The following is a 21,533-nucleotide window of genomic DNA, read 5'->3' as shown; positions in this document are numbered from 1 at the left end:
ATCATCAATTTATTTTTATAAAAAAGCAGTTATAAGGATTTTTTAAGCAAGTGAACGTATACTTATACAAACAAAAAGAAAGAGGTACAGCTATGAATTATCTAGTTATTCCAGCTTATCAACCTGATTTTAATCTGCTAACACTGATTGAAAAAATTCACAAGAAGGGTGATTTTTCTATCATTGTAATTGATGATGGTAGTTCTCCTGAATGTAAAGAAATATTTGCTCAGGCTGAAAACTATGGTACTGTACTTCGTCATCAGGTCAATCAAGGTAAGGGTCAGGCTTTGAAAACAGCTTTTGCTTACATTCAATCCCTCAAGATGCCTGGAACTATCGTTACAGCAGATGCGGATGGTCAACACAAGATTTGGGACATACTCCGCACTAGTAACAAGGCCAACGAAAATCCTAGCACTTTGGTTCTTGGTGTTCGTGCTTTTACTGGTAAGGTTCCCTTGCGTAGTCGCTTTGGAAATAGCTTGACACGTATCTTATTTAAAATCCAAACAGGCGTAGCAGTTTCAGATACACAGACAGGACTTCGTGCTTTCACGACAGACTTGATTCCTTTTATGATGGAAGTGGAAGGCCAACGCTATGAGTACGAAATGAATATGCTATTGGAAGCCAGCAAGCAATATCCGATTTTGGAAGTTCCTATTGAAACAGTCTATATAAACGACAATCAAGCTTCTCACTTTCGACCTATTTGAGATGGTTTAATAATTTACAAAAACATTTTGAAATTCGCTCTTTCATCATTGAGTAGTTTTATCGTGGATTATCTAGTTTATGTTTTTTCGATTCTTTTCTTAAGCTTTATTCCATCAGGTTTACACCTCCTCCTATCAAATGGGCTGGCTCGTGTGACCAGCTCTATCTTCAACTTTTCGACTAATAAAAAATTGGTATTTAAAAATAAAGCAAGTAATTTAAAAACAGGTGCAGGTTATTTAACCTTGTCTGTTGTTCTCTTTTTCTTAGATACTCTCCTAATTAGCCTTTTTAATACAGGTTTCGGAATCAATTTATTCATGGCTAAAATTTTTGTAGGAATGCTTCTCTTTATGGTATCTTGGACTGTTCAGACACGATTTATTTTCAAAGAAAGGACTTGTTATCCAGTATGAAATTTTTTAAGAAAGCTTATCTATACGCCTCGGTCTTTGGCTTGCTTCTGACAAGTTCCTTTACCTATTCGATGTTAAAGACATTTGTACTAGCGGAGACTATCTCCACTGTATCTAATAGTAACTCGACATTTAACACAGCAGTAGCAAGTCAAGCAGCAAAAAATGCCCAAGTAACGGATACCAGCTATTCAGATGGAAATATCAGTGTCAATCTAACTGAAAAGACGGTGAATGATACGCAAATCTATGTGGCGGATGTGACTCTGAGCTCTGCAGATTATCTGAAAACAGCCCTAGCTCAAAACTCCTATGGAACCAACGTCACAGCCAAAACCTCCGTGACAGCAGCTGAAAACAATGCTATTTTAGCTGTCAATGGCGACTACTATGGAGCTAATAGCTCAGGTTATGTTATCCGTAATGGTGTCGTCTATCGGGATAGTGTCCGTGAAGACGCCAGTAATGGTGACCTTGCCATTTACAAGGATGGCTCTTTTAAAATCATTTACGAGAAGCAAATCACAGCTAACCAGTTAGTTCAAGATGGTGTAGTTAATCTACTGGCATTTGGTCCGTCTCTAGTTGAAAACGGTGAGATTTCTGTCGGTATCAATACAGAAGTTGGTCAGGCTATGGCTTCAAATCCTCGTACAGCTATTGGAATTATCGATGAAAACCACTATATCATTGTTGTTTCAGATGGTCGTACTTCGGAGAGCAAGGGCTTGTCTCTTTACCAGATGGCAGAAGTGATGAAATCTTACGAAGTGAAGACGGCCTACAACCTAGATGGTGGAGGTTCTTCAACTCTCTACTGTAATGGTCAGGTAATCAATAAACCGACTACAGGTGGAAGCAAAATATCAGAAAGGGCGGTGAGTGATATTGTCTACATCGGTTACTAAAAATAAAAACAAACGCCTCCAAAAGACGCTAGTCAGCTATAGCATTCTTACTATTTTCTTTTTAGTATTTAGCCATATCTACGAGTCTTTCAGTTTTGGGGAAATCTCCCTTCATATGCACTATCTTTTTGTAGTCCCTCTAGTAGGGGGCATTATTCTGGCATTACTGTTGAAAATCATTCCAAACTTAGGGCGAATCAGTCTAAACTTATGGAACTCGTCAGTAGCTGTTCTAACAACTGGTATGCTTTTTCGCGGAATCGTCAATCTATCAGGTCGTTCAACGACCCTAGATCAACCCTACTGGTATGTTGGTATAGCTTTTGCTATCTTAACCATAGTATCACTTTTCTTTCAGAAGAAAAACAGTAAGTAATTAGCTTAAAAGTGAAAAAACTGGTTGTTGAGAGAAACAGCCAGTTTTATTGTGGTATAATGAAGTAAGAAAACACCTCAACTTACTTGAAAATGAAGGGAGAACTCTGTGCCTAGATCGAGAACGAAAGAGGAACTAGTATTAGCCTCTAAGGAAAATTATGAAAAGCTCAATCGTTTCATCTCCCAACTAAGTGAAGATGAGCTACAGACTCCTTTTGATTTTTCAAGAGACCCAAAGAAAAAAGAAGCTCACTGGAAAAGGGATAAAAATCTACGGGATGTCCTGATTCATCTTTATGAATGGCATCAGTTACTTTCGACTTGGGTATATTCTAATCAAGAAGGTCACGAAAAACCTTTTCTCCCTGAACCTTATAATTGGAAAACTTATGGGGAGATGAATGTCGCTTTTTGGAAAAAGCACCAGAAAACCTCCTTAGAAGAAGCGACTAGACTCCTAGAACAATCACATAGGGAGGTTTTAGAGTTGATAGAAGTTTTTAGCAATGACGAACTCTTTACCAAAGGTATCTATAAGTGGACGGGAGGGACAAGTCTAGGTTCCTACTTTGTCAGTAGCACCTCCAGTCATTATGATTGGGCTCTAAAAAAACTCAAAGCTCACCGGAAGAATTGTAAGGGATAGATGGCCTATTTGAAATTGCAAGAATGAGTTCTTTTAAACGTAATACTCTTCGAAAATCAAATTCAAACTGCGTCAACGTCGCCTTGCCGTACTCAAGTACAGCCTGCGGCTAGTTTCCTAGTTTGCTTTTTGATTTTCATTGAGTATAAGATAAAAACAAAGGGCCATCAAGTGATGTAGCCCTTTTGAGTTATACAAGCAAATTACCATGCAAAAGCTGTTGTTGGAGCATTGAGCGCTTCTAACCATTGCTTATTCTTTACAGGGCAAAGAGTTACGGATATGCCTGCCATATCCAAACTGGTCATAAATGTTCCTGATTTTATAAAGGTAATAGTGACTCCTTCAATTTCTAAGAGTTGAAGGAGATCATTGAGAAATATGCCCATTTCTAGGTTGCTGGTAGTGCCTAAATTATTTACAAGCAATATAGATTGATCACCCTTTTTCCAATGATAGTGCAATCTTAATTTACTTATAATTTCATTTGCAAGGATTTCCGATGATTGGAATGGGACGATACGATAGCCTTCTTCGCCATGTATCCCAATACCATAAGAAATATTTCCTTCTTCCAAGTTAAATAGTGGAAGGGTGGCTTGGGGGAGACTAGCAGCTTTCGTTGCAAAGCCAATTGTTGCGATTTCGGGAGCAAGTTCATGACCTAAATCAGTTAGTTGTTCTATGTCAGCACCATTTTGAGCTGCATATCCTAGAACTTTATGAAGTAAAATAGTCCCTGCAAGCCCCCTTCCTCTAATTTGAAATCTATTATGAGGTTCAATGGAAATATCGTCGTGCGCTAGACTATAGCCAACTTTAATCCCTTCTTTTCTAGCAGTGTTAATGGCTGAGCTAAATTCTTTGATGTCTGCTTCGAAATTTTTTACAATGATGAAGACACCGTGACCATTGTTTAAAAAACGAATGGACTCTAAGATTTCAGTTCTTGTAGGAGGAGTAAATAATTGGCCATAGATAGCAGCAGTAAGCATTCTTTCTCCCACATATCCAATATGCGCAGGTTCGTGACCGGAACCCCCACCCGACAATATTGGAACCTGATGAGGATTGCGATTTTTTTGATAGACTAATGGTAAGGTAGGGTGTTTTTCTAATTCAGGATGACTGCTGACAGTTGCTGAAATGTAACTTGAAATAATTTTCTGTTTATGATTTGAAATAAATGTCATTGTGGTTTCTTTCCAATAATTGTCATGATTAGAAAGTCTGGTTGTGGAACTGGACTTTTTTTATTGACGTAAGCCTTCACGATTTCTGATAGAGCATGTGAATGGTAGTCTAACAAAAAACAAGTATAAGCAGATGAATCGATATCAATCTGACCGTATTCTCTTAAAATTTTTGATACAAGCAAGCGACAGTAGCTGATAAAGTGGTCATAGAAGTTATTTTGCCCTTGAATATCAAAAAGTTGAATATAAAAGTCACGCTCTTGTTCGAAATAAAAAAATAATTCTTGCAATAGTTTTTGGCCTGAAATGAAGTCCAAGTTATTGGTGATATACTCGGTTAAGTCATTTTCAAATATCCAGTCTAGCAGTTCATATTTGTCAAGAAAGTGATTATAAAAGGTCTGTCTACGAATGCCAGCTGATTCCATGATCTCTACAATAGAGATTTTGTCAAATTCTCTAGTAGCCAATAGGTCTCTAAATGCCTTGGCAATCCGTTTTTTTGTAATAAGTGATGATGCCATAGGAAGCCTTTCTTTTACTTACTTCATTTTACCAAAAAAAATTTTGAAACGGGTTTAAAAGGGGACAAATAATAGAATCTGTCCCTTATCAGCCAGCAGTAAAAAATATATAATGAAAGCGAAAACAAAGGTACATGCCGAAAGGAGTTTCTCATGAAAAAAATTATAAATGAACCGACACAAGTTGTTGATGAAATGTTGCAGGGATTGTCATTCATGCATGATGACTTGGTTCAACGTTTAGATGGTTTTGATGTCATCGTTAGAAAGGCAGAAAAGACAGGAAAAGTTGGACTCATTTCTGGTGGAGGTTCAGGACATGAACCAAGTCATGCTGGATTTGTAGGAGAAGGAATGTTGTCTGCTGCCATTTGTGGAGCAGTCTTTACTTCACCTACTCCGGACCAGATTTTAGAAGCCATTAAGGCAGCTGATGAAGGTGCTGGAGTTTTCATGGTCATCAAGAACTATTCTGGTGACATTATGAACTTTGAAATTGCACAAGAACTTGCTGAAATGGAAGGTATTGATGTAGCAAGTGTTGTGGTTGATGATGATATCGCTGTTGAAAATAGTCTCTATACCCAAGGCCGTCGAGGTGTTGCAGGTACTATTTTAGTCCATAAAATTTTGGGTGCTGCAGCTCGTTCTGGTAAATCATTAGCTGAAATGAAGGACTTGGCCGATAAACTTGTGTTAGAAATTAAAACAATTGGGCTGGCCCTGTCTGGAGCAACCGTTCCTGAGGTTGGGAAACCAGGATTTATTCTAGAAGATGATGAATTTGAATATGGAGTTGGTATCCACGGTGAACCAGGATATAAGAAAGAGAAAATGCAACCTTCAGCACAATTGGCTTCAGAATTGGTTGAAAAATTATCTGAAGGTTTCCAACTTAAAGCTGGAGAACGCTATGGCCTTCTCATCAATGGTTTAGGAAGCACTCCACTTATGGAACAATACGTATTTGCAAATGATGTGGCTAAATTACTCCATGAAAAAGGTGTTGAGTTGGCATTTAAGAAAATTGGAAACTATATGACATCAATCGATATGGCTGGCTTGTCATTAACATTGATTCGATTGGCAGATGATGAGTGGTTGGATGCTCTAAATGCACCTGTTACTACCCCAGCTTGGTAAAACTCAAGGAGGAAATGTCAAATGAATACTGAACAAGCTCTTGAATGGATGAAGCTTTTTAATGAAAAGATTCAAGAACAGAAAGATTACCTTAGTGAGTTAGACACTCCTATAGGAGATGGAGACCACGGTGGAAATATGGCGCGTGGCATGGCTGCAGTTATGGAAAACTTAGAAGGAAAGCAATTTGAGACTAACAGTGATGTGTTTAAACTTGTCTCAATGCAATTACTGAGTAAGGTAGGCGGTGCTTCTGGTCCCTTGTATGGCTCTGCTTTTATGGGCATGGCCAAGGCTGATTCAAATTCGAAATTAGAAGAAATCTTACAAAGTGGTTTGGATATGATTATCAAACGTGGGAAAGCAGAAGTTGGAGAAAAGACAATGGTTGATGTTTGGACTCCTGTTATTGCCGCTTTGTCTGCTGGTCAATTGACTCAAGAGGTTATTGATAAGGTAGTGAATGCTACCAAAGATTTACTTGCAACTAAAGGAAGGGCATCTTATGTAGGAGAACGTTCTCTTGGACATATTGATCCTGGATCATTCTCATCAGGATTACTCTTTACTGCTCTTTTAGAAACTGGGGTGGTTTAATGGGAAGTATTGGTCTTGTTATCGTTTCACATTCCAAACACATTGCACAAGGTGTTGTTGAACTGATTAGTGAAGTAGCTAAAGATGTTCCGATTACTTATGTAGGAGGAACCGAAGATGGAGGAATTGGAACAAGTTTTGATCAAGTAGATAGGGTTGTTTCCGAAAATCCAGCAGATACTTTATTAGCCTTTTTTGACCTAGGTTCTGCTAAAATGAACTTAGAAATAGTGGCTGATTTCAGTGATAAAAGTATCATCATCAATAGGGTTCCAATTGTAGAAGGTGCCTATACTGCAGCTGCTCTTCTTCAGGCTGGTGCAGAACTGTCAGTTATTCAAACACAGTTGTCGGAGCTTGAAATCAATAAATAAGAAATTTTACTATAACTCTTTTTATAGGTGGGCTATTGATTATCTCAACTATAAAATTTTAAGTAAATAATTTCAAAATCAGAAAGGGATTGCTTGGGCAGTTCCTTTTTAATGTAAAAGGAGTGGAATCATAGCGTTTCTAAATTGTTAATACTCTTCGAAAATCAAATTCAAACCACGTCAACGTCGCCTTGCCGTACTCAAGTACAGCCTGCGGCTAGTTTCCTAGTTTGCTCTTTGATTTTCATTGAGTATAATAATTCAAAAATGATTGTGATGGTACGACTATTCTAGCTTTAGAATTCTTCAAAAATTAAAATTTAAGGCAATCAATGGCTTAGAATCGTGCGAAAACATTTAGTTTATAGGAATTCTAAGTCTAGAATTACATAGATATTTATGAAATCAGGGTATTCGATAGTTAGGATTGTTCTATTCTGAAAGATTTGAGCTGTCAATTGTATAGGATAGTGTTTTACCAATGAATTTTGTTGAAAGATTCCTTGTTTTATGGTAGTCTAAAGTAAAATAAAGCCTTATCATTATATTTGTATCTTTAATCTGACTTGGTTTAGGTCTAGAAGAAGGATAGATCTTTTTGGGATTTTTAATAACGATTATATTTTCACTTGCAAAAAATGTATTTCAACTTTACCTAATGTAGAAGAAAGAAATATCATGAAACGTTTATGACTTGTTGGAAAGAGAATGTGAGCTAAAAATGGATTCTCTTTGCATATTAGGAGTAGGTAGATGAGTAATCTAGAGTCAATTCGTAAAGCGCATATCATCGTGTGGGGTGTCTATCTATTTTTATCATTAAGGGCTCCGCTAATTAGCAGCACGGAGTATTTCTTGCTTCTTTTTTTAGCGTTTCTCTATTCGATAGTATCGCTCCCTATATATTCAGCGAAAAATAAAATAGTATCTATCTGTCTAGCCATAAATTCGATTCTGTTAATGAGTTTCCCGATTTTAATCAATAAATATTTCCCAGGAAAGGTTTCTACTTATATCGTATTAATAGTTATTTTTATCCTGGAGTTCTTAATCTTTAATATAATTGGTAAAGATTTTGATACTAGATTAGCTAGCGAGTATAGGAAAATCAGTCAGTTTAAAAGTAAGATGTCTCAATCTCCTTGGATAAAATATTTAGAGATTTCTAGTTTTATATTAACTATATTTCCATTTATTCTTCATGGTACAGTTGCTAATCGTGTATTTGCTCTTATCTTTTTGATAAAAATTTGTGTAGATACTACGATAAAGATTCTATTAAACAGAATCTTTAAGAAAAGTAAGGTAATGAAAAGGAGGATATTTTCTCTTTTTGTACTAGATTTGATGGTCTATTTATTTTTAGGCTATGTTTTAGCAATGCAAAAAGACGGATACCTATTTTCAATTCTACTAATTTTTTCTAATTTCTCACTTCCCTTTATCAGAGAAAAAGAGTATGAGTTATTTAAAAATAAGAAATGAGATAGATATGGTTAAATCTTAGTTCTCTTTAAAATCAAATAGTGAAAGGATATCTTATCTAGCTGACGAAGAGAAAAAAACGAAGTTGTCTATCGTTAGGACACTATCCTAACCACGCTGTATGAAAAAAGGAGTATTTTGATGGAGCTTGTATTACCAAACAACTATGTTGCGATTGATGAAGAAGAGATGATGTATCTTGATGGGGGTGGTGTTGGTTGTAACTGGTGGAACAAACGTGATAATATTGCTGCAACTGCAGTTTATGGAGGGATGTCAGTATACCAGACATATGCCATTAAAAAGTTAATTGCTAATCGTGGTATGATGAGCCGAGTCGTTAGAAGTGCTCTAACAAGATATATTGGTGGAGTTAGTATGGCAACTATTACTAATACTCTTAATATTGCGGTTACTGTTGCTGAAGTATTCTCATTATGAGGAGCCATTGCATATGGTTTAGATATCGTAGACGGTAAATTTTATGGATATTTATGGGGATAAAACTATAGCTATGAAACATTTTTTTGCAGGAATTGGTGAAATTCATTTTTTGTTATTTTTATTATATCTAAGCATGTCTACTAGTCCAATTATTGGACTAGTGATTGGACATACTAAAATAAATCTAATAAATTCCATTATTATGGCTCTTGGTATGATATTGACATTAATTTTGGTATTATCAAGAGTGTATAGAAAATATTTTTATAGAGACGATGATGATTAAAGTTGTTATCAATAAAGCAGGTTTTGCAACTTCTGCTATTAACAGATTTGCAACTTGGATGTCAATTGGTGATGCCATCACAACAATTTGGGCAAATAATGATATTCATCGCAGAAATCTAAACTTAAAGGACTTATGGTGATTGTAAAATGGGTATGAAAATTGAAAAAATTTTTGTTATTGTATTTTTGGCATTTCTACTAATTTCCTCTGTAACTTTTTTAGCATATGATCATGTTGATGAGGAACTAAAGAAATTAATCATTATGATTAATTTAATATTTTTGATTTTAACCATAGCAATGATAGTTTATGTAAAATTTAAAAAAAGATAAGGGTGCTGTAAAATTATGATGCGTAAACTAATTATTTTGTTACTAATGCTCCCTTTTTTAGTTTTGTGGTTAGAGTTGCATGTCTTAGTGAATAACTTGCCATTGAATTTAGAAATTCCCCTTGATTTTGTTATCAGTATGGGTCTTACTTTCTGTAGCTTGATTTTCTCAAAAATAGTTTTAGACCTAGTATATGCATTGAAAGATGTATACAAGAAAGAAGGTCTTATTACAATTTTTCCTTTTATTTTTACAGGAAAGAAGAAAGTAAATGTGAGATTCTCACCCTATTTTTCATTCCACCGTAAAAGTTTGTCTGCTGATGATTTAAAATCGAGGATTATATGGAGTTTTATTCTTGAAATAGCTATTATTCTAGTATTTATTTTAAAAATTCCTTCTGCCCTCATCGTGCTTACTACAATATTTTTTTGGAATATAATGGATATCAACCATATCGTTTTTAATAAGACGGAATTTCTTTTCAATCAAAATAAATGGCAAAAAGAAGATTCGTTTGACAGGGATTTGAGCAATACTTTAAAGGATAAAATACAAAAATCAGAGCTAAATTATTCTGACTTAATGTGTATTCTGCTGTATGATGCGATTAACCAATCTACCTTTTTAACGGATAGCGAGATCTTTGAGGATATTTTGAAAAAAATCGAAGATTCTCAGAACACCCTTCTGTGTACAGGTCTTGCCGAGTTACTGCTGTATGAGATTTCTATTAGTAACAATAATAACTGGCAAGAAAAGATTGATAAAATTAGAATACGGCTCATCAGAATCAATCAACTAGATTTTTTCTATTATACAAGTTGGTTAAGGCAAAATTTTGATTTCTGTATGAATAGAGAATATGCCAAGATGAAGTCACGAAGGATATTGATTAGTAATAAGAAGATAATCTAGATTCATCCTGTTCGTACAACAAATGAAATAATTTTAACTAATTAGGTTTGCAAATCTGTTCATCTATAGAATATGATTATGCAAAAAAGCATCTTATCTAGGTAATGAAGAGATGTGTCTCTTAATGAAGTATCATCTCTACACAAGGGATTGCTTTCTTTTTGGAGAAACGTTGTACTGAATGGAGCGCTTACTTATTTTATGAGGATAGAAGATGATTCGACTAAGTGATAAAGTTAGACTAATATTTGCTCTTTTAGGAGTAAGTTCCATATTGGTTAGTATGTATCTTATACCTTTTATTAAAACTGAGAATAAATTTTGGGAAATACTTTTATTTATATTAGGTGTATTGATAATTGGAATTGCGTTACTAAATTCCCCAAAAATTAAATTTTGGAAATAGCGTTCGTGAATAGGTAACCATTTATTGATTGGATTTTTTAATGCTATTGATGAATGGGATGGAAAAAGTGACAATAAATTAAGAACAGGATAATAGTATTATGATGGTTGTTTTAATTTTGATGGTTGTGGTATTTCTGTATTATGTAATTACAGAGTATTTTCAGAATAGTTATATTGACTGTATACTATTTCTAACATTGCTGATTTCTCATTTGATATGGAATTACTATTTTTTGCCCATTGAAGTCTTAGTAGCATTAAGTGGAGTAAATTTGTTGTCAAAATTTTTCAAAAAAATGAGAAGTCAATAGATTTGTTAGTGGATTATTAAGACGAAAGGTAAAATTAGGATATTTAAAATGAAACATTTTTTTGCAGGATTTGGGGAGATAAGATTTAGTATTTATCTATTGTCTCTATGTGTAGGACTAGTCCCTCTTTTTCATATCTATGTAATAGGCTCTGAAATGAATTTTGTGAAAATAGTGTTATCTATTTTGGGAGTCATATTTGTATGTATGTTAACTATTGCTCGAATTTATAGGAGATTTTTCTATAATTCACTAGAATAGTATGGGTTAGTTAATACATTAGAACTATTATTCTTTGTGATACTATACTACTTTTAAGTTTTTACATTGAACAGCTGGCTGAAGTAAAAGTTGTTTATCTTAGAAAGGAAAACCTCAAATTGTCCTACAAATTTCTACTTTTCGACCTTGACCACACTCTTCTTGATTTTGATGCTGCTGAGGATGTGGCTTTGACGCAACTTCTAAAAGAAGAAGGGGTTGCAGATATTCAGGCCTATAAAGACTATTACGTTCCTATGAACAAGGCTCTCTGGAAGGACTTGGAGCAAAAGAAAATCAGTAAACAAGAGCTGGTTAACACGCGCTTTTCTCGTTTATTTGCTCATTTTGGACAGGAAAAAGACGGTAGTTTTCTAGCCCAGCGTTACCAATTTTATCTTGCCCAACAGGGGCAAACTTTTTCAGGTGCTCATGAACTTTTAGATAGCCTCATCGAGAGAGATTACGAGCTGTATGCTGCGACAAATGGCATTACTGTCATTCAGACAGGTCGTTTGGCTCAATCGGGTCTGGTACCTTATTTCAATCAAGTCTTTATCTCTGAACAGTTGCAAACACAAAAGCCAGATGCTCTTTTTTATGAAAAGATTGGCCAGCAAATTGCTGGATTTAGTAAAGAAAAGACTCTGATGATTGGAGATTCCCTAACCGCCGACATTCAAGGTGGCAATAATGCGGGGATTGATACTATCTGGTACAACCCTCATCGTGTTGAAAATCACACACAAGCCCAGCCGACTTACGAAGTCCATTCTTACGAAGACTTGTTGGATTATTTAGATAAACTGTAAAAAGTGGTTTAGACAGCCACTTTTTGCTATAATAGAGGCAGTAAAAATAAAGGAGTCAGCTATGGAACACTCGTCTTGGCATGCTTTGATTAAGGCGCAATTACCTGAGGGTTATTTTGGGAAAATCAATCAGTTTATGGAGCAGGTCTATTCTCAGGGGACTATTTATCCGCCCAAGGAAAAGGTTTTTCAAGCTCTCTTGACCACACCCCTAGAAGAAGTTAAGGTGGTGATTCTAGGGCAAGATCCCTATCACGGGCCAGGTCAAGCGCAGGGCTTGAGTTTTTCTGTACTTGACTCTATCCCAGCTCCGCCTTCCTTGCAAAATATCTTGAAAGAATTGTCAGATGATATCGGAGTTAAGAAATCTCATGATTTGACAGCTTGGGCTGAGCAAGGAGTCTTACTTCTTAATGCTTGTTTGACGGTTCCTGCTGGACAGGCCAATGCTCATGCTGGGCAGATATGGGAGCCTTTTACGGATGCTGTGATTCAGGTGGTCAATCATCTAGATAGACCAGTCGTTTTTGTACTCTGGGGAGCCTATGCACGCAAGAAGAAGGCCTTAGTTACCAATCCTCATCACTTGATTATCGAATCAGCCCATCCCAGTCCGTTATCTGTTTACAGAGGATTTTGGGGTTCCAAGCCTTTTTCCAAGGCTAATGCATTCTTAAAAGAGACAGGACAAGAGCCAATCGATTGGCTTAGATAAGGAGAAAATATGCCTCAGTTAGCGACGATTTGCTACATTGATAACGGGAAAGAACTACTCATGCTCCACCGTAATAAGAAACCTAATGATGTCCACGAAGGCAAATGGATTGGTGTGGGTGGTAAGCTAGAGAGAGGAGAGACCCCTCAGGAATGCGCAGCGCGTGAAATCCTTGAAGAAACAGGGCTCAAAGCCAAACCAGTTCTAAAAGGTGTCATCACTTTTCCTGAATTTACGCCAGATTTAGACTGGTACACCTATGTTTTTAAGGTGACAGAGTTTGAAGGGGACTTGATTGACTGCAATGAGGGGACGCTGGAATGGGTTCCCTATGACGAGGTTTTGAGTAAGCCGACTTGGGAAGGTGACCATACCTTTGTTGGGTGGCTTTTAGAGGACAAACCCTTCTTTTCAGCCAAGTTTGTTTATGATGGGGATAAATTGTTGGATACCCAAGTTGATTTCTATGAATAAAGGAGAAAGTAGATGCTACTAATCAAAAATGGTCGTGTAATGGATCCCAAGTCTGGTTTGGATCAAGTGTGTGATGTCTTAGTCCAAGATGGGAAAATTGTCAAAATTTCTCCTGAGATTAAAGAAGAAGGGACGGAGGTGCTTGATGCTAGTGGTCTTGTAGTTGCTCCTGGCTTGGTCGATATTCATGTTCATTTCCGTGAACCTGGTCAAACCCACAAGGAAGATATTCATACAGGTGCCCTAGCAGCTGCTGCCGGTGGTTTTACAACGGTTGTCATGATGGCTAATACTAGTCCAACCATTTCGGACGTGGAGACTTTGCAAGAAGTTCTCCAGTCAGCTGCCAAAGAGAAGATTCATGTTAAGACGGTTGCGACCATTACTAAGAATTTTAATGGCCAAGACTTGACTGACTTCAAGACACTTTTAGAAGCTGGTGCGGTTGGTTTCTCAGACGACGGTATCCCACTTGAAAGCAGTAAAGTTGTCAAGGAAGCCATGGAGGAAGCCAAAAAGCTTAATACCTTTATTAGTCTCCATGAGGAAGATCCAGGTTTGAACGGTGTTCTTGGATTTAACGAAAACATTGCTAAAGAGCATTTCCATATCTGCGGTGCGACTGGGGTAGCTGAGTATGCTATGATGGCGCGTGATGTTATGATTGCCTATGCAACTAAGGCTCATGTCCATATTCAGCATTTGTCTAAGGAAGAAAGTGTCAAAGTAGTTGAGTTTGCTCAAGGTTTGGGTGCGCAAGTCACAGCAGAAGTAGCGCCACAGCATTTTTCTAAGACCGAAGCGCTCCTTTTGACACAAGGAAGTAATGCCAAGATGAATCCGCCGCTTCGTTTGGAATCAGACCGTCGTGCCGTGATTGAAGGTCTCAAGTCAGGTGTCATCACAGTTATTGCGACTGACCATGCGCCTCATCATGTAGATGAAAAAAATGTTGAGGATATTACCAAAGCGCCATCTGGTATGACTGGTTTGGAAACATCTCTTTCTCTCGGTTTAACTTATTTGGTGGAAGCTGGTGAGTTAAGCTTGATGGGATTACTCGAAAAAATGACATATAACCCAGCCAAGCTTTACAATTTTGAAGCAGGTTACTTGGCTGAGAATGGTCCAGCGGACATCACTATTTTTGATGCTAAGGCTGACCGCCTTGTGGACTCCCATTTTGCTTCGAAAGCAGCTAATTCACCATTCATCGGTGAAACCTTAAAAGGGCAGGTTAAATATACCATCTGTAAGGGACAAATCGTCTATCAAGCTTGATAGGAGTTAGAATATGAATTATTTTCGAAAACGTAGGGAGAGAAAAGCAAAATCTAATAGCGGAATTTACTGTCCCGCATCTAATCGTTCTAAAATTCAATATGAAACTAAAGAAAAAGCTGACCATGCGGTTCAATATGATAATGGAGGTTTAGTTAGAAGCTATTATTGTCGTACATGTGCGTGTTGGCATACTACTTCAAAATCTAATAACCCTCCGCTAAGTTTGAAAAACTATGGTCTGAAACTCTTTGGTTTAGATAAATCAGAATAGAAAGAGAAGTATGTATAAGACAAAGTGTTTACGAGAGAAGTTAGTATTATTTTTAAAAATTTTCTTCCCAATCCTGATTTATCAATTTGCCAATTATTCTGCATCCTTTGTTGATACGACTATGACTGGCCAATACAATACCTTGGACTTGGCTGGTGTGTCTATGGCAACCAGTATCTGGAATCCATTCTTTACATTCCTAACAGGGATTGTGTCAGCTCTGGTGCCCATCATTGGTCACCATCTTGGTAGAGGTAAAAAGGAAGAAGTTGTGTCAGATTTTTACCAGTTCATCTATTTGGCCTTGGGTCTATCTGTGGTCTTGCTGGGGATGGTACTTTTCTTGGCACCACCAATCTTGAATCATATCGGACTAGAAGCACCAGTGGCTGCAGTAGCGGTTCGTTATCTCTGGTTTTTATCTGTTGGGATTATCCCTTTGTTGCTCTTTAGTGTCATTCGTTCCTTGCTGGATTCGCTGGGCTTGACCAAACTGTCCATGTATCTCATGCTTTTGTTACTCCCTCTCAATAGCGGATTTAACTATCTCTTGATTTACGGTGCCTTTGGAGTTCCAGAGCTGGGAGGGGCTGGTGCTGGTTTAGGAACTTCCTTGGCTTACTGGGTATTGCTGGGGATTTCTGTTCTGGTTTTATTTAAACAGGAGAAGCTCAAAGCCTTGCATTTTGAGAAACGCATTCCGCTTAATATGGATAAAATCAAGGAAGGAGTTCGTTTAGGTCTGCCTATTGGGGGGACTGTCTTCGCGGAAGTGGCTATCTTTTCCGTGGTTGGCTTGATTATGGCTAAGTTTTCGTCCTTGATTATTGCTAGTCACCAGTCAGCTATGAACTTTTCAAGTCTTATGTACGCCTTTCCTATGAGTATCTCATCGGCTATGGCCATTGTCGTTTCCTATGAAGTGGGAGCCAAGCGATTTGATGATGCGAAAACCTATATTGGTCTAGGAAGATGGACTGCCCTCGTTTTTGCGGCCTTCACCTTATCTTTCCTTTACATTTTTAGGGGAAATGTGGCCAGTCTTTATGGTAACGACCCAGAATTTATCGATTTGACAGCGCGTTTTTTGACTTATAGTCTTTTTTTCCAGTTAGCAGATACCTTTGCGGCACCGCTTCAGGGAATTTTGCGGGGGTATAAGGATACCGTTATTCCTTTTTACCTTGGTTTGGTTGGTTATTGGGGCGTAGCAATACCAGTGGCTATGGTATTTGATTCCCTAACAGATTTTGGAGCTTATTCTTACTGGATCGGTTTGATTATTAGTCTAATCGTGAGTGGGGTTCTCTACCGTTGGCGTCTAACTGTGATTATGAAGAGATTTGAATCCAGAAAAGCTTGATTTTTAGAATTCCTACAAGCAAAAATATCCTTCCTTATCTACATTATTTTAATTAGTAGTAGGTAGACGAGAACTTCAAAAATATAGAAACAATTGATATTCCACGCTACTTTACTGGTATCAGATATAAAGAAAAAGAAGTTGCTAAAACAAGCAACTTCTTTTTTTGAATTTTTTTACATAATTTATTTTATGTAGTTTATAAACTATCCAAGGCATTTTTTTGTTCATCGTTGACGATATGGGTATAGAGGTCAGTGACTTGTGTACTGGCGTGTCCTAGCTGGTGACTGACCAAAACTTGTGATTTAGTAGCATCATAGAGCCTAGTTGCTAGCGTATGGCGCAGTTTATGGGGTGTTACACGCACTTTAAAATCCTCTGAGTACTTAGCAACCATTTTCTCAACGCTAGAAGCATCGATACGATTAGGAACACCTCTGTAGAGAGTCAAAAAAAGGGCTGTATCTGTTTTTTCCGTCTTATAGCGTTGATTTCGAATGGCTAGATAATTCTCTAAATAAGGCTTAGCAAAAGCAGCGACATTGACTGAGTCACCTTTGCCCCCTTTTCGAGTGACATCGATCACCATCATTTTTAGATTGAGATCTCTTAAATCCAGATTAACAGCTTCAGATAAGCGGACACCAGACGCCAAGAGAAGGGCAATAATGGCCAAATCACGTTCTTTATTTTTGTTGAATGATGAGAGAGCGCGATTTGAAAGATCTTGTGGATACTCTTGGTCAATATAAGTTAGAAAACCTTCTGTTTCATCACCTAAAAAGAGTTTTTGCTTGATGTTTTCAGCTCTGGCAGCAAGGGTCTCTTTCTTTTTCTTGGTTGAAACTTTTTTCATTACATTACGATAGAAATAAGGTTCTCCCTGGTCATTTTCAACTTCCTCGGTCAGATACTTGTAAAGACTAGAAAGTGCTGATAAGGTTCGATTGATAGTTGTCTGTGAAACACCTTGTTTACTTGTATTAGCATTCAGCAAAGGACGTTCACGTAGATAAAGGATAAAAGATTCCATATCTTTCTTAGACATATTTTCCAAAACTGATAAAGGAATATCGGACATTTTATCAGCGTTTGAAATACCAGACTCCAAAACCCAGCTGAAAAATCGGTCATATTCCTTGAGGTATTCGTACAAGGTTGTAAAGCTATAGGGAACAGCAAGCTTAGATTGGTAGTATTCCAGAACATACCAGGGCATGATTTGTTTTAGTTTGTCGATTCGTTCCAGTAAAATCTCACGCTTCATGTATTTTCTCCATAAATAAGTCTACTAGTAGTATAGCATAGACTTGTATATTTTTCAAGAAAATTATAGTTTTTCGGAAAGATGTTGTGGAGATTTTTAGACCTGAGTAAAAGGGATCTAAGTCTTCGGAGTTATTATTGTGAATCATTAGCTAGTGCTTTTTCTAGTTTCCAAATACTAAACCAGAATGAAATAGTCAGCAGAACAAGGAAAATAAAAAAGAGATTATCAGTAACGATACTTCTGTTCATTCTACATAACTGAAGAGCTATATAAGGAGCTATGAGATACAAAATACATTGTATAATTGCTATCGTTTTCTTTTTCATGATTTTAATCTTACTGTACAGATTTGATACAGTAAACTCCTTTCTAGCTTTATGTTTTATCATTTCTAACTTAATTATAGTCTTATTTTTAAGAAGATTCAATTATTTATATGTAAAATTCCCCATCAGTAAAAAATAACCGATCTCATTGCTGAGAATCGGTTTTCTAATGTATTTGAGGATAGTTGTTATTACATAATTTAAATTATGTAATAACTTCTACAACAACAAATCCTTGACTTTCCCAATTTCACTTTTTGGAATAACTAGGTGAATCATATCTCCGAGATACATTCTGGTTGAACCATTAACTGTTTGGCTCTTGCCATTATGGACTTGGGTGGTGATGAGGACGTTGTGTGGTAAGTTGAGTTCATGAACTTGTTTCCCAGCAATTTTATCAGAAACTGGTATTTCGATAAGTGTAACTTCTCCTTCGCTGGATACTTCTTCTGGAAGCATTTTTTCCAGCATGGCTTCATAGACTGGTGCACCCTTGAGCAAATCCATGATAATATAAGAAACAAGAGTGACAAGACCAAGTGGCATGAGGTTGCGAATATCTCCTACCATCTCAGTTACGAGGATCATGGCGGTTAAGGGAGCTTTTGATATGGCTCCAAAATAGCCACTCATTCCTAGAATGACAAATATAGGGAATTGCTCCTGACTGACAAGTCCAAGATTGACACAGATAACACCAACTAGGGCACCAAGTAAGGAACCGAGCGCCAAAATAGGTAGGAAAATTCCTCCTGGAAGGCCACTTCCATAACTAATCATGCTCCAAACAAAGCGAATCAAAAAGTACGCTAATAGAACTTGAAAACTAAAATCTTGCTCAGTTAAGGAAAGAACCAGCTGATTTCCACCACCAAGGATTTGGGGTATGAAGATTCCGACTGGTATGATGAGAATAAAAGCTAGAATTGGATAATAAGCTCTATCCAAACGGATTTTTTTACCAAGCCAATCATAAACTCTGCCAACATTGAGCACAGCTTTCTCATAGAGAAAACCAGATAGTCCAAGAAAAACTCCCATAAGAAGGTAAATCCAATACTGGTCTAGGGTCATGAGTGGGATATTGTCTGGCATATCCAGTACGGGTGTTAGGCCAAATATGAGTAGAGACACAAAATTCGCTACGATGCTGGCTGCTAGAGTTGAGACCCAGAAAAAGCGTGAAAAGTGATGATAGACTTCTTCTACCACAAAGAGAAGTCCAGCAATCGGAGCATTAAAGGCAGCGGCTAAACCTGCTGCAGCTCCACTGGCAATCAAGGAACGTTCCTCTACTGGACTGGATTTGAGCCACTTGGCAATTCCTTTGCCACCAACTGCTCCCAGTTGAATACTTGGCCCTTCACGCCCCAGCATGAGTCCACTGGCAATAGCAAGAATACCTAGCACATATTTTTTCCAAAGAACGCCCCACCAGTTTAGGGTCATCAATCCCTTTAATTCGGCTTCGACTTGCGGAATTCCCGAACCTTTGATGTCTTTTTCAGAGCGTGTCAGTTTGGCACTGAGCCAGCAGATGATTAAATAAAACAGGGCGATAATAAATAAATTAACAAATAGGTGCGCTTGATCTTGATAAAGTCCTTGTATCAGGTGGAAGCCCTTTTCAATTAAGAAACGAAAGGATCCGACGATAATTCCAACGACGAGACCGACAATGATTCCTCGACCAACTTGGGATAGTATAGTGCTGGATGCAAAGGCGAATTCTTTCTTAGAACGGACTATTTCCGACTGTTCCTCCATGGTATTTCCTTTCAATTAACTTTCTTTTTTACCTAAAACCAGTGATTTAACGGGTTCAAAGCTGGTTCGGTGAATTGGGGTAACTCCTAGTTTTATGAGGCTGTCCAGATGTTTAGATGTTCCATATCCTGCATTAGTAGCGAAATCATAGCCAGGAAACTGCTGATCGTAGTCCTTCATCAATTCATCACGTGTCACCTTGGCTACTATAGAAGCTGCTGCGATCGAGAGGGAGTTGGCATCTCCTTTGATGATGGAGGTTTGTGAAATGGGCAATTCCAGTTTCATGGCATCTATCAGGAGGTGCTCAGGTTGAGGACTGAGCTGGGAGATAGCTTCCTTCATAGCCAGTTTGGTTGCTTCATAGATATTGACTTGGTCGATGACCTGATTATCCATGATACCAATTCCGATTGACAAGGCTTGGTCTTGAACTACTTTGAAAATCTCCAGATGTTTCTTTTTAGGAATTTTCTTGCTGTCATTGAGGCCTCTAATTTTACAATTTTTAGGTAAAATAACGGCTGCTGCGACTACAGGTCCAGCCAGAGGACCACGGCCGACCTCATCAACACCAGCAATTAAGGTCAATCCTTGCTTATAAAGTTCTTTTTCATAGGAAAGCATGGCTTCCAAACGAAGATCCTCATCCAATTCTGCCTGAATGGCTTTTTTACGCTTGATGATTTCTTTTTGAACTCCTGAGCGATTATCTTTTTCGAGTTCTAAAAAGATAGGGCTATCTATGTCTTTGACCGTTTCAAGTAGTTCTTTGATTTCTCTAATCGTCGCCATCGAGGTCTTCCAATGTATCTAAGGTATAGTTACCGAGTTTGCCATCACGGACTTCCTTCACGAAGAGACTGTAAAAACGGTCATAGTCGTCACGGAAACCGAGGGCGCGGGTCATATCCATAATAATAACAGGCGCTTCTTCTTCAATTTTCATTTGCTTGAAGCGTTCAGCCAGCTTTTCTGGATAATGTTCTTTGAAATAATTAAGACCAAAAATAGTTACCTCATCCATAGGAAGCAACTGATCCTTGATAGCTCCAGTCAATGCCAGTTTCAGTGCAACAGTTTCATCTTCAAACTTAGGCCAGAGAATCCCTGGTGTATCCAAGATTTCCAGGTCTTTATTGGTTTTAAGCCATTGTTGTCCCTTGGTAACACCTGGTTTGTTGCCGACAACGGCAATCTTCTTACCAGCCAAACGATTCATGAGAGTTGATTTACCAGCATTTGGAATCCCAATAATCATGGTACGCAAGGTTTCAATCTGGATACCGCGTTCTTTCTGGCGTGCAATCTTATCAGCCATGAGCTTTTTAGCAGCATCAGTCACAACTTTTACAGTCACTTGCTCTTTGGAGTTGATAGCCAGAGTTTGGATTCCCTGTGATTCAAAATACTGACGCCATTCTTTGGTCATTGCTGGATCAGCCAGATCTGCCTTATTTAAAATCAAGAGTTTTGGTTTATCACCCACAATCTTGGTTAACATAGGATTTTGACTAGATAAAGGTAGCCGAGCATCCACCAAAATCGTCACAAAATCAACAAATTTTAAATTTTCCTGCACCTGTCGACGCGCTTTAGACATGTGACCAGGAAACCATTGAATAGTAGCCATTGAGTTTTTTTCCTTATAAAATAAAAATCTAATTAATATAAATAGTGTTTTTCTTATAGTCTATTTTATCATAATTTGAGCACTTTTGCATAGGCTTTTGGTTTTTTATAACACAGATATAACATAAAATAAATTATGTATTATTTTATGCTTTTGATTTTTACAATTGACGCTAATTGACATGTACGAAAACTAAGAAGTTTTAGTACTCAAAGATGATAGAAAATATTAGACTTTGTCCCTATATTTTTTGTAAATTAAA

The 21,533-nt window shown here is 37.4% G+C and carries 26 protein-coding genes and 1 pseudogene; 21 read left to right on the top strand and 6 right to left on the bottom strand.

Annotated features, from left to right (window positions below; all coding sequences use genetic code 11):
- Nucleotides 1-92: 92 nt before the first annotated feature.
- The 4 genes and pseudogenes from HWX15_RS07735 (at nucleotide 93) to HWX15_RS07725 (ending at nucleotide 3,068) form a co-directional block, all read left to right on the top strand.
- Nucleotides 93-1,136 (top strand): annotated as a pseudogene (locus tag HWX15_RS07735) (glycosyltransferase).
- The gene (locus HWX15_RS07730) at nucleotides 1,133-2,044 is read left to right on the top strand and encodes a phosphodiester glycosidase family protein (RefSeq protein ID WP_175880755.1); all 912 of its coding nucleotides are present in this window, start codon (nucleotides 1,133-1,135) and stop codon (nucleotides 2,042-2,044) included. The pseudogene HWX15_RS07735 and the gene HWX15_RS07730 overlap by 4 nt, the downstream one beginning before the upstream one ends.
- Nucleotides 2,019-2,420 carry a hypothetical protein gene (locus tag HWX15_RS10030; RefSeq protein WP_254867367.1) on the top strand — a complete coding sequence of 134 codons (402 nt, stop codon included), beginning with the start codon at nucleotides 2,019-2,021 and terminating at the stop codon, nucleotides 2,418-2,420. The genes HWX15_RS07730 and HWX15_RS10030 overlap by 26 nt, the downstream gene beginning before the upstream one ends.
- 108 nt (nucleotides 2,421-2,528) lie before the next feature.
- Nucleotides 2,529-3,068, top strand: a complete 540-nt coding sequence (locus HWX15_RS07725; protein ID WP_175880754.1) for a ClbS/DfsB family four-helix bundle protein — start codon at nucleotides 2,529-2,531, stop codon at nucleotides 3,066-3,068.
- A gap of 203 nt (nucleotides 3,069-3,271) precedes the next feature.
- Here the strand turns inward: HWX15_RS07725 and dhaQ are convergent, their stop codons facing one another.
- Together dhaQ and dhaS are read right to left on the bottom strand one after the other, a co-directional pair.
- Nucleotides 3,272-4,261, bottom strand: coding sequence for a DhaKLM operon coactivator DhaQ (gene dhaQ / locus HWX15_RS07720; protein WP_175880753.1), 990 nt, complete (start codon nucleotides 4,259-4,261; stop codon nucleotides 3,272-3,274).
- Complete coding sequence (gene dhaS, locus HWX15_RS07715; protein WP_175880752.1) at nucleotides 4,258-4,788, bottom strand: dihydroxyacetone kinase transcriptional activator DhaS; 531 nt, start codon at nucleotides 4,786-4,788, stop codon at nucleotides 4,258-4,260. The genes dhaQ and dhaS overlap by 4 nt, the downstream gene beginning before the upstream one ends.
- Nucleotides 4,789-4,941: 153 nt before the next feature.
- Between dhaS and dhaK the strand changes: the two genes are divergently transcribed.
- From dhaK to pdrM, 17 genes are all read left to right on the top strand, one after another.
- Nucleotides 4,942-5,931, top strand: a complete 990-nt coding sequence (gene dhaK, locus HWX15_RS07710; RefSeq protein ID WP_175880751.1) for a dihydroxyacetone kinase subunit DhaK — start codon at nucleotides 4,942-4,944, stop codon at nucleotides 5,929-5,931.
- Nucleotides 5,932-5,952: 21 nt separating this feature from the next.
- Nucleotides 5,953-6,528: a dihydroxyacetone kinase subunit DhaL gene (dhaL, locus tag HWX15_RS07705; RefSeq protein ID WP_175880750.1), complete on the top strand. Its 576-nt coding sequence runs from the start codon at nucleotides 5,953-5,955 to the stop codon at nucleotides 6,526-6,528.
- Nucleotides 6,528-6,902 carry a dihydroxyacetone kinase phosphoryl donor subunit DhaM gene (dhaM, locus tag HWX15_RS07700; protein ID WP_055356826.1) on the top strand — a complete coding sequence of 125 codons (375 nt, stop codon included), beginning with the start codon at nucleotides 6,528-6,530 and terminating at the stop codon, nucleotides 6,900-6,902. The genes dhaL and dhaM overlap by 1 nt, the downstream gene beginning before the upstream one ends.
- Before the next feature lie 753 nt (nucleotides 6,903-7,655).
- The gene (locus HWX15_RS07695) at nucleotides 7,656-8,387 is read left to right on the top strand and encodes a hypothetical protein (protein WP_175880749.1); all 732 of its coding nucleotides are present in this window, start codon (nucleotides 7,656-7,658) and stop codon (nucleotides 8,385-8,387) included.
- Nucleotides 8,388-8,528: 141 nt separating this feature from the next.
- Nucleotides 8,529-8,828, top strand: a complete 300-nt coding sequence (locus tag HWX15_RS07690) for an argininosuccinate lyase (protein ID WP_254867366.1) — start codon at nucleotides 8,529-8,531, stop codon at nucleotides 8,826-8,828.
- Nucleotides 8,829-8,871: 43 nt separating this feature from the next.
- Entirely contained in the window at nucleotides 8,872-9,117 is a 246-nt protein-coding gene (locus tag HWX15_RS10025; protein ID WP_049521250.1) for a hypothetical protein, read from the top strand.
- Nucleotides 9,110-9,259, top strand: coding sequence for a hypothetical protein (locus HWX15_RS07685; protein ID WP_175880748.1), 150 nt, complete (start codon nucleotides 9,110-9,112; stop codon nucleotides 9,257-9,259). The genes HWX15_RS10025 and HWX15_RS07685 overlap by 8 nt, the downstream gene beginning before the upstream one ends.
- 7 nt (nucleotides 9,260-9,266) lie before the next feature.
- Nucleotides 9,267-9,452: a hypothetical protein gene (locus tag HWX15_RS10270; RefSeq protein ID WP_050971588.1), complete on the top strand. Its 186-nt coding sequence runs from the start codon at nucleotides 9,267-9,269 to the stop codon at nucleotides 9,450-9,452.
- Nucleotides 9,453-9,467: 15 nt separating this feature from the next.
- Nucleotides 9,468-10,370 carry a hypothetical protein gene (locus HWX15_RS07680; protein WP_175880747.1) on the top strand — a complete coding sequence of 301 codons (903 nt, stop codon included), beginning with the start codon at nucleotides 9,468-9,470 and terminating at the stop codon, nucleotides 10,368-10,370.
- 506 nt (nucleotides 10,371-10,876) lie between these two features.
- Entirely contained in the window at nucleotides 10,877-11,089 is a 213-nt protein-coding gene (locus HWX15_RS10020) for a hypothetical protein (RefSeq protein ID WP_254867365.1), read from the top strand.
- 48 nt (nucleotides 11,090-11,137) lie between these two features.
- The gene (locus tag HWX15_RS10015; protein WP_254867364.1) at nucleotides 11,138-11,350 is read left to right on the top strand and encodes a hypothetical protein; all 213 of its coding nucleotides are present in this window, start codon (nucleotides 11,138-11,140) and stop codon (nucleotides 11,348-11,350) included.
- 119 nt (nucleotides 11,351-11,469) lie between these two features.
- Nucleotides 11,470-12,162 (top strand): pyrimidine 5'-nucleotidase PynA, encoded by a 693-nt coding sequence (gene pynA, locus HWX15_RS07675; RefSeq protein WP_175880746.1) that lies wholly within the window; start codon nucleotides 11,470-11,472, stop codon nucleotides 12,160-12,162.
- Between the two features lie 61 nt (nucleotides 12,163-12,223).
- Nucleotides 12,224-12,877 (top strand): uracil-DNA glycosylase, encoded by a 654-nt coding sequence (locus HWX15_RS07670; RefSeq protein ID WP_175880745.1) that lies wholly within the window; start codon nucleotides 12,224-12,226, stop codon nucleotides 12,875-12,877.
- Nucleotides 12,878-12,886: 9 nt separating this feature from the next.
- Complete coding sequence (locus HWX15_RS07665) at nucleotides 12,887-13,351, top strand: NUDIX hydrolase (protein ID WP_001135770.1); 465 nt, start codon at nucleotides 12,887-12,889, stop codon at nucleotides 13,349-13,351.
- 12 nt (nucleotides 13,352-13,363) lie between these two features.
- Nucleotides 13,364-14,632, top strand: a complete 1,269-nt coding sequence (locus HWX15_RS07660) for a dihydroorotase (protein WP_175880744.1) — start codon at nucleotides 13,364-13,366, stop codon at nucleotides 14,630-14,632.
- Nucleotides 14,633-14,645: 13 nt separating this feature from the next.
- Nucleotides 14,646-14,906: a hypothetical protein gene (locus HWX15_RS07655; RefSeq protein ID WP_001105920.1), complete on the top strand. Its 261-nt coding sequence runs from the start codon at nucleotides 14,646-14,648 to the stop codon at nucleotides 14,904-14,906.
- Between the two features lie 10 nt (nucleotides 14,907-14,916).
- Complete coding sequence (gene pdrM, locus HWX15_RS07650) at nucleotides 14,917-16,269, top strand: sodium-coupled multidrug efflux MATE transporter PdrM (protein WP_175880743.1); 1,353 nt, start codon at nucleotides 14,917-14,919, stop codon at nucleotides 16,267-16,269.
- 199 nt (nucleotides 16,270-16,468) lie between these two features.
- On the opposite strand, the gene xerS is transcribed toward pdrM, so the two are convergent.
- The 4 genes from xerS to ylqF all read right to left on the bottom strand — a co-directional run bounded on the left by xerS (nucleotide 16,469) and on the right by ylqF (nucleotide 21,271).
- On the bottom strand, nucleotides 16,469-17,539 hold the full coding sequence (xerS, locus tag HWX15_RS07645; protein WP_175880742.1) for a tyrosine recombinase XerS: 1,071 nt from the start codon (nucleotides 17,537-17,539) through the stop codon (nucleotides 16,469-16,471).
- A gap of 548 nt (nucleotides 17,540-18,087) precedes the next feature.
- Nucleotides 18,088-19,638 (bottom strand): ClC family H(+)/Cl(-) exchange transporter, encoded by a 1,551-nt coding sequence (locus tag HWX15_RS07640; RefSeq protein WP_175880741.1) that lies wholly within the window; start codon nucleotides 19,636-19,638, stop codon nucleotides 18,088-18,090.
- 15 nt (nucleotides 19,639-19,653) lie between these two features.
- Nucleotides 19,654-20,433 (bottom strand): ribonuclease HII, encoded by a 780-nt coding sequence (locus tag HWX15_RS07635; RefSeq protein ID WP_175880740.1) that lies wholly within the window; start codon nucleotides 20,431-20,433, stop codon nucleotides 19,654-19,656.
- Entirely contained in the window at nucleotides 20,420-21,271 is an 852-nt protein-coding gene (gene ylqF / locus HWX15_RS07630; RefSeq protein WP_000201321.1) for a ribosome biogenesis GTPase YlqF, read from the bottom strand. Before ylqF ends, HWX15_RS07635 begins: the two co-directional genes overlap by 14 nt.
- Nucleotides 21,272-21,533: the final 262 nt, after the last annotated feature.

It is taken from the genome of Streptococcus thalassemiae, from assembly GCF_903645285.1.
In the GTDB taxonomy this organism is placed as follows: Bacteria; Bacillota; Bacilli; order Lactobacillales; family Streptococcaceae; genus Streptococcus; species Streptococcus thalassemiae.
The sequence above is the reverse complement of the archived record's forward strand: the minus strand, read 5'-3'. Positions and strand labels throughout refer to the sequence as shown.

What these genes read in the sequence shown, in the direction of transcription:
- HWX15_RS10270 (WP_050971588.1), top strand. Translation starts at nt 9,267, where the DNA reads ATGGGTATGAAAATTGAAAAAATTTTTGTTATTGTATTTTTGGCATTT.
- HWX15_RS10020 (WP_254867365.1), top strand. Translation starts at nt 10,877, where the DNA reads ATGATGGTTGTTTTAATTTTGATGGTTGTGGTATTTCTGTATTATGTA.
- HWX15_RS07695 (WP_175880749.1), top strand. Translation starts at nt 7,656, where the DNA reads ATGAGTAATCTAGAGTCAATTCGTAAAGCGCATATCATCGTGTGGGGT.
- dhaS (WP_175880752.1), bottom strand. Translation starts at nt 4,788, where the DNA reads ATGGCATCATCACTTATTACAAAAAAACGGATTGCCAAGGCATTTAGA.
- dhaK (WP_175880751.1), top strand. Translation starts at nt 4,942, where the DNA reads ATGAAAAAAATTATAAATGAACCGACACAAGTTGTTGATGAAATGTTG.
- HWX15_RS07635 (WP_175880740.1), bottom strand. Translation starts at nt 20,433, where the DNA reads ATGGCGACGATTAGAGAAATCAAAGAACTACTTGAAACGGTCAAAGAC.
- pdrM (WP_175880743.1), top strand. Translation starts at nt 14,917, where the DNA reads ATGTATAAGACAAAGTGTTTACGAGAGAAGTTAGTATTATTTTTAAAA.
- dhaL (WP_175880750.1), top strand. Translation starts at nt 5,953, where the DNA reads ATGAATACTGAACAAGCTCTTGAATGGATGAAGCTTTTTAATGAAAAG.
- HWX15_RS07655 (WP_001105920.1), top strand. Translation starts at nt 14,646, where the DNA reads ATGAATTATTTTCGAAAACGTAGGGAGAGAAAAGCAAAATCTAATAGC.
- HWX15_RS07730 (WP_175880755.1), top strand. Translation starts at nt 1,133, where the DNA reads ATGAAATTTTTTAAGAAAGCTTATCTATACGCCTCGGTCTTTGGCTTG.
- HWX15_RS07690 (WP_254867366.1), top strand. Translation starts at nt 8,529, where the DNA reads ATGGAGCTTGTATTACCAAACAACTATGTTGCGATTGATGAAGAAGAG.
- HWX15_RS10015 (WP_254867364.1), top strand. Translation starts at nt 11,138, where the DNA reads ATGAAACATTTTTTTGCAGGATTTGGGGAGATAAGATTTAGTATTTAT.
- HWX15_RS07680 (WP_175880747.1), top strand. Translation starts at nt 9,468, where the DNA reads ATGATGCGTAAACTAATTATTTTGTTACTAATGCTCCCTTTTTTAGTT.
- dhaQ (WP_175880753.1), bottom strand. Translation starts at nt 4,261, where the DNA reads ATGACATTTATTTCAAATCATAAACAGAAAATTATTTCAAGTTACATT.
- dhaM (WP_055356826.1), top strand. Translation starts at nt 6,528, where the DNA reads ATGGGAAGTATTGGTCTTGTTATCGTTTCACATTCCAAACACATTGCA.
- HWX15_RS07665 (WP_001135770.1), top strand. Translation starts at nt 12,887, where the DNA reads ATGCCTCAGTTAGCGACGATTTGCTACATTGATAACGGGAAAGAACTA.
- HWX15_RS10025 (WP_049521250.1), top strand. Translation starts at nt 8,872, where the DNA reads ATGGATATTTATGGGGATAAAACTATAGCTATGAAACATTTTTTTGCA.
- HWX15_RS07685 (WP_175880748.1), top strand. Translation starts at nt 9,110, where the DNA reads ATGATTAAAGTTGTTATCAATAAAGCAGGTTTTGCAACTTCTGCTATT.
- ylqF (WP_000201321.1), bottom strand. Translation starts at nt 21,271, where the DNA reads ATGGCTACTATTCAATGGTTTCCTGGTCACATGTCTAAAGCGCGTCGA.
- xerS (WP_175880742.1), bottom strand. Translation starts at nt 17,539, where the DNA reads ATGAAGCGTGAGATTTTACTGGAACGAATCGACAAACTAAAACAAATC.
- HWX15_RS07660 (WP_175880744.1), top strand. Translation starts at nt 13,364, where the DNA reads ATGCTACTAATCAAAAATGGTCGTGTAATGGATCCCAAGTCTGGTTTG.
- HWX15_RS07670 (WP_175880745.1), top strand. Translation starts at nt 12,224, where the DNA reads ATGGAACACTCGTCTTGGCATGCTTTGATTAAGGCGCAATTACCTGAG.
- HWX15_RS07640 (WP_175880741.1), bottom strand. Translation starts at nt 19,638, where the DNA reads ATGGAGGAACAGTCGGAAATAGTCCGTTCTAAGAAAGAATTCGCCTTT.